At 66.2% G+C, this 207-nt stretch carries 1 pseudogene; it reads left to right on the forward strand.

The features are described 5' to 3' along the window. Positions 1-207: pseudogene (locus tag PA598K_RS35640) on the forward strand (hypothetical protein); the annotation flags it as partial.

The raw sequence follows: 207 nt of genomic DNA on the forward strand, positions 1-207 counted from the left end.
GGACAAGCCGGCATCACGGGCGCTACAGGGGCCACAGGCGCGACTGGACAAGCTGGCATCACGGGTGCTACAGGAGCCACGGGCGCGACTGGACAAGCTGGCATCACAGGCTCGACGGGTGCTAATGGCGCAACGGGAGCTGACGGAGCGAAAGGCGAGACCGGCGCTACGGGCGCGACTGGACAAACTGGCATCACAGGCGCAACA

This window comes from Paenibacillus sp. 598K, assembly GCF_003851045.1.
Classification (GTDB): domain Bacteria; phylum Bacillota; class Bacilli; order Paenibacillales; family Paenibacillaceae; genus Paenibacillus_D.